This window comes from Roseobacter sp., assembly GCF_024639605.1.
Lineage (GTDB): Bacteria > Pseudomonadota > Alphaproteobacteria > Rhodobacterales > Rhodobacteraceae > Roseobacter.
Window position 1 is genome coordinate 1 of sequence record NZ_JAHEHZ010000185.1, and the last position, 5,624, is coordinate 5,624.

A 5,624-nucleotide genomic window follows, 5' to 3' on the forward strand; every position below is an offset into this window, starting at 1 on the left:
GCAATATCGTGAAAAACGGGGGCCGGGTGATGAAGAACGTCACCGGCTATGACCTGGTCAAACTGATGTGCGGTTCCTGTGGCACACTGGGCGTGCTGAGCGAGGTGGCGCTCAAGGTGCTGCCGGTGCCGGAAACGAGCGGCACACTGCTGTTGCAGGGGCTGTCTGATGCTGAAGCCGTGGAAGTTATGTCGCAGGCAATGGGATCCCCTTACGAGATAACCGGGGCCGCCCACGGTGCAAACGTCCATGGCGACGAGACGGTGACGGCCCTGCGGATCGAGGGGTTTGAGCAGTCGGTGTCCTATCGTTCGGGCCGGCTGAAAGATATGTTTTCGGGGCGCGGAGCGGATATCACTGTGTTGCCGGCCGACAAATCCGAGGCGCTCTGGGAGAGGGTCCGCGATGCCGGACCACTCAGCGACGCTGCGGGTGATGTCTGGCGGGTGTCCTGCAAACCCTCTGATGCGCCGGGGCTTGTGGCCAGGGTCGGCGCGCAGGACCATTATTTCGACTGGGCGGGGGGACTGATCTGGATGCGGATGGCCGCAGGCACGGATCTGCGCAAAAACCTCGGCGACTTTGATGGTCACGCGACGCTTGTACGGGCAGATGCCGGCACGCGTGCAGCCCTCGGAGTCTTTCATCCCGAGGCCGCCGGTGTGGCGCGGCTCAGTGCCGGGCTCCGGGCGCGTTTTGACCCACGCGGTATTCTTAATCCCGGACTGATGGGCCCGGTCGCAGCCCGCGAGGTGGTATGATGCAGACGACTTTTACTCCGGAACAGCTCACAGACCCCGCAACCGAACGTAGCAACCAGATTCTGCGGACCTGTGTGCATTGCGGGTTCTGTACTGCGACCTGCCCGACCTATCAGGTTCTGGGCGATGAACTCGACAGCCCGCGGGGCCGGATTTATCTCATCAAGGATATGCTGGAGAACGACCGGGACCCGGATGCAAAGACCGTCAAACACATTGACCGCTGTCTGAGTTGTCTTGCCTGTATGACCACCTGTCCGTCGGGCGTGCATTACATGCATCTTGTTGATCACGCGCGGGAATATATTGAACAGCGCTATAAGCGGCCGTTCAGCGACCGCGCACTGCGCTGGATCCTGGCGCGGATCCTGCCCTATCCGATGCGGTTTCGCGTGGCGCTGCTGGGCGCGAAAATCGGCAGGCCTTTCGCCGGGTTGATGCCGGACGCGCGATTGCGTGCGATGCTGGAGATGGCACCAAAGACCATCCCGCCGGTCAGTCGCAACGATGATCCGCAGACCTTTGCACCCGTTGCACCAAGGAAAAAACGCGTGGCACTGATGACCGGCTGCGCACAGAAGGCGCTGAATACTGATATCAACGATGCCACGATCCGTTTGCTGACCCGTCTGGGCTGTGAGGTGGTGGTGGCCGAGGGTGCGGGCTGTTGCGGCGCCCTGACCCATCACATGGGCAAATCTGATGAAAGCCACGCGACGGCGGCAAAAAACATCCGCGCCTGGGCGCGTGAGATGGACGCTGACGGGCTGGATGCGATTGTCATCAACACTTCGGGCTGCGGCACGACGGTCAAGGATTACGGCCATATGTTCCGCAATGACAGGCTTGCTGAAGACGCGGCCCGTGTATCGGGCATCGCCATGGATGTCTCGGAACTGCTGATTAAGCTGGATCTGCCCGAGGGAGAGGACAAAGAACTGGTCGTGGCCTATCACGCGGCCTGTTCGCTGCAGCACGGCCAGAAGATCAAAACCTTCCCGAAGGATCTGCTGCGCCGCGCAGGCTTCAGCATCGTGGAACCTGCGGACCCGCATCTGTGCTGTGGCTCGGCCGGTACCTATAATCTGATGCAGCCCGAAATCTCAAAACAGCTCAAGGCGCGCAAGGTCCGCACACTTGAGGCGAAAAAGCCGGATATCATCGCCGCTGGCAATATCGGCTGTATGATGCAGATCGGGTCGGGCACGCAGATTCCCATCGTGCATACAGTTGAACTGCTCGACTGGGCGACCGGCGGGCCGAAACCACCGGCACTTGACGCAGAATTCAACCCAGGGTCTGCAATTCCGCGTCTTCGTTAACCAGATCGCGACGATCCGTTTGCAAATAAGGGCTAATCTGACAGCATTGGCCCTATTTCTGCCGCAGATCACCGGTACACCTCTGGCTGAGTAAGAGGGAAAGTGCACGTGCGGAACTGGTTAATATTTTCACTCCTCGCAGCGATCATTACAACGGGCGCTGTTGCGCAGGATGAACGTCTCAGACGACTGGACGCAGGAACGGATGCCAACCCCTGGGAGGCGGTGGGCCGCCTGGACATCGGCGGGTCCGGCTTCTGCACAGGTGCTCTGATCAGCCCCGATCTTGTCCTGACGGCGGCGCATTGTCTTTTTGACAAGCGGACCGGGGCTCGGATCAACCACGAGGATGTCGAATTCCTCGCAGGCTGGCGCAACGGGCGCGCCTCGGCCTACCGGATGGTGCGGCGGGCGGTGATCCATCCCGACTATGTCTATGACGACAATGTTTCGTCGGACCGCGTTCGCAATGACATTGCACTTCTGGAACTGATCCGTCCGATCCGGAACGGCACGATTGAGCCTTTCGAGACTGCCGACCGCCCCGGTCAGGGAGAGCGGGTCGGGGTCGTCAGCTATGCCCGTGACCGCTCCGAAGCGCCCTCACTGCAGGAAGTCTGCACCGTGATTGCGCGCCAGGAAGGTGTGCTTGTCACCTCCTGCACTGTTGATTTCGGATCCTCGGGTGCGCCGATTTTCACTTTTGCCGACGGTAAAGCGCATATCGTCTCTGTGGTCTCAGCCAAGGCGGAAATGAACGGAGAGCATGTCTCGCTGGGGACCTCCCTGAGTGAGCCTCTGTCCTTTCTGCGCCAGAAGCTGGACGCCGGTGGTGGCCTGTTTGTTTCCGGCCAGGCCGTGACCGAGCGGGTCGCCGTGGGCGCTGGACGCAAGGAAACGGGTGCCAAGTTCATCCGCCCCGAGGAGTAAGCAGATGCGCTGGTGCACCGGATTGTCACTGCCGGCGATTGTAATCGCACTGGGTGCATCGGTCGTGTCGGCGCAGGAAACCACATCACGCCTCACAGGGCTGGCAGGCGAAAACGATGCGCTGGTCTGGCAGGCGGTGGGTCGTCTGGATGCCGATGAGAGCGGCTTCTGCACGGCAACGCTTATTGCGCCCGATTTTGTCCTGACCGCCGCGCATTGTGTTTTCGCCCCGCAAACGGGCGAGATACTGGCGACTGAGGATCTGACCTTCCGCGCCGGGCTGCGCAACGGCAGTGTTGCCGCGGAGCGGGCCATTTCACAGATTGAAGCGCACCCGCGCTACAGGCCAGGCACCGGCGTTTCGGCCGAAAATATCCGCTATGATGTTGCCCTGCTGCGGCTGGCAAAGCCGATTCCCACGCACGTGCTTGACCCTTTTCTGGTTGAGAGTCGTGAGATTTCACCAGGTCCGGTGAGCGTGGTATCTTATGGCCGGGGCCGTGCAGAAATGCCGTCTCGCCAGCGGGTCTGCCAGATGACCGATCAGCGTCAGGGCGTGCTGCTTCTCGATTGCAACGTCACCTTCGGATCCTCCGGCGCACCGGTGTTCAGCCACGAAAACGGCCGCGGCCGGATTGTCTCCGTCATTTCGGGCATGGGTGTTTATGACGGCCGCAAAGTCGCCTACGGAATGTCTTTGCCGCAGGTGGTGGCGGATCTGAAACGGCAGATGCGGGCAAATGCCAGCAGACCGGCGGCCGCGGTAAAGCGGGTGACAGTCGGCACGCGTGTTTTGCCGGAGGGCGGCAACGGGGCGAAATTTGTCCGCCCCGGGGGGTCTTGAAAGCGCAGGTTCATTTCCCACATTGAGGATGTTCCGGGTGCCTTTTAAGGGCCCGGACATACCGAAACCCCGCGGCGCGTCCCTCTGGGAGCGCCCGGCGATTATCGCTCAATGAAAGAGGATGATGAACCATGCGTACTTTTGACTTTGCACCGCTTTACCGTGCCACTGTCGGCTTTGACCAGATTGCTGACCTGATGGACCGGGTGCTGACGACCGAAGGCACACAACCTTCCTACCCCCCGTATAACATCGAAAAACTGGATGATGATTCCTACCGGATCTCAGTTGCGGTTGCCGGTTTCTCCGAGGCCGATCTGTCGGTTGAGGTGCGTGAAAACGCGCTGATCGTCTCCGCGCGCAAAGCGGACGAGGACCAGGACCGCACCTATCTGCACCGCGGCATTGCAACCCGCGCCTTTGAGCGCCGGTTCCATCTGGCGGACCACGTGCGCGTCAACGGCGCGACCCACGCGGACGGCATGCTTCATATCGAGTTGCACCGCGAAGTGCCTGAGGCACTGAAACCGCGCCAGGTGTCCATCTCGTCCGCCAGACAGATCGAAAAGGACGTTGTTGACAGCAAAGCTGTGAACTGAGCCTGACGATTTTATCTGAACGCGAAAGCCCGGCAGAAATGCCGGGCTTTTTTTGAATTGGGATCCGCGCAGGAGCGTGCGCAAAGTGACTGAGACCAATGACGGCAAAACCACCACAGGACACAGGAAATCCTGTTCAGGACGGTTCCTGCACCTGGCCCGCGGAAAAGAACAACCTGTCTCCTGAGCGGTCATCGCCAATGATGTGGGCCTTCCGCCCGGATCCGAGTTTTCCTTTGCGGCGGGCATTGCCGGGTAGGTGATGTCCGGCAATCCTCAATTCCAGGCGTGCTGCCGGTGTAAAACAGCGTCATGGCATCCGCGGTGCCCCCGATAATTCCGGCGAGCTGGCGCGGCAGGTATCCGCACCCGTCGCCGTACCCGTGAACACAGGAAAAAACGCTGTGCGGTGAAAGTTCATTCTGGCAGAGACCGGTGCGGCCATCAGGACCAAACAGATGCATGGAAACCCGGTCGGCAGGGTATGCGTGTCACTCCGGTCAGATAAACAGTCCGGGGCTATGCCGCGCTCCGGGAGACCTTCGGGTAGGAAATAATGTCAGTTGCCCTAAATTCGCCGGTGGGCGTCCGGGTCAGTCGCGCGGATAATTGCGGAAACCGGCATCCACCAGTTCGTGGATATAAGACCGCGCCACATCCGGGCTGATCATCGCGATTGAGGGGCGGCAGGCGAGGGACACCAGACCATGTACCGACGCCCAGAGCAGCAGGAAGAACTGTCGGTGCAGATCAGAGGCCGGATTACCACCGCCGGCCCGGATCAGCATTTCCAGCAGACCTTCCTGAAGATGCTGAGTTTTTACATCCAGTTGCAGGTCTGAATCGCGTTCAAAGAGCATATACCAGCGACGCGGTTCCGAAACGGCAAAGTCGAAATAGGCCTCGCCGATGGCCACCACGCGGTCGCGTGGCGTTGCATCACCGGCCTCTCTCAGGGCGGCCCGCAGATGTTGCGAGAGACGGTCCGCGCAGCGTGCATTAATCGCCCGCACAACACCGTTGAGATCGCCGAAGGCATTGTAAAGCGAGCCTACAGAAATGCCGAGAGCTTTGGCCAGACCGCGCGCGGAAAGCGCACCGGCCCCTTTCTCGAGGACGATGCGCTCTGCCGCCAGTGTGGCGCGCTCCCGGATATCCGCAAGGTTCC

General features: G+C 60.6%; 5 protein-coding genes and 1 pseudogene. 5 read left to right on the top strand and 1 reads right to left on the bottom strand.

What is annotated here, in order from left to right; all coding sequences use genetic code 11:
- From Q0M35_RS16855 to Q0M35_RS16875, 5 genes and pseudogenes are all read left to right on the top strand, one after another.
- Positions 1–761: pseudogene (locus tag Q0M35_RS16855) on the top strand (glycolate oxidase subunit GlcE); the annotation flags it as partial.
- Positions 761–2,083, top strand: a complete 1,323-nt coding sequence (glcF, locus tag Q0M35_RS16860) for a glycolate oxidase subunit GlcF (protein WP_295317432.1) — start codon at positions 761–763, stop codon at positions 2,081–2,083. The pseudogene Q0M35_RS16855 and the gene glcF, both read left to right, overlap by 1 nt.
- A 108-nt stretch (positions 2,084–2,191) precedes the next feature.
- A complete protein-coding gene (locus Q0M35_RS16865; RefSeq protein ID WP_295317428.1) occupies positions 2,192–3,013 on the top strand; it encodes a trypsin-like serine protease in 822 nt (273 codons plus the stop codon).
- A 4-nt stretch (positions 3,014–3,017) separates the two neighbouring features.
- A complete protein-coding gene (locus Q0M35_RS16870) occupies positions 3,018–3,857 on the top strand; it encodes a trypsin-like peptidase domain-containing protein (RefSeq protein ID WP_295317429.1) in 840 nt (279 codons plus the stop codon).
- A 131-nt stretch (positions 3,858–3,988) separates the two neighbouring features.
- A complete protein-coding gene (locus Q0M35_RS16875; RefSeq protein ID WP_295317430.1) occupies positions 3,989–4,456 on the top strand; it encodes an Hsp20 family protein in 468 nt (155 codons plus the stop codon).
- A gap of 593 nt (positions 4,457–5,049) precedes the next feature.
- Here Q0M35_RS16875 and Q0M35_RS16880 read toward each other — a convergent pair.
- On the bottom strand, positions 5,050–5,624 hold a 575-nt coding region (locus Q0M35_RS16880; RefSeq protein ID WP_295317431.1), incomplete at its 5' end, for a TetR/AcrR family transcriptional regulator.

Excerpts from the sequence above, each read along its gene's own strand:
- Q0M35_RS16870 (WP_295317429.1), top strand. The coding sequence starts at position 3,018 with ATGCGCTGGTGCACCGGATTGTCACTGCCGGCGATTGTAATCGCACTG.
- glcF (WP_295317432.1), top strand. The coding sequence starts at position 761 with ATGCAGACGACTTTTACTCCGGAACAGCTCACAGACCCCGCAACCGAA.
- Q0M35_RS16875 (WP_295317430.1), top strand. The coding sequence starts at position 3,989 with ATGCGTACTTTTGACTTTGCACCGCTTTACCGTGCCACTGTCGGCTTT.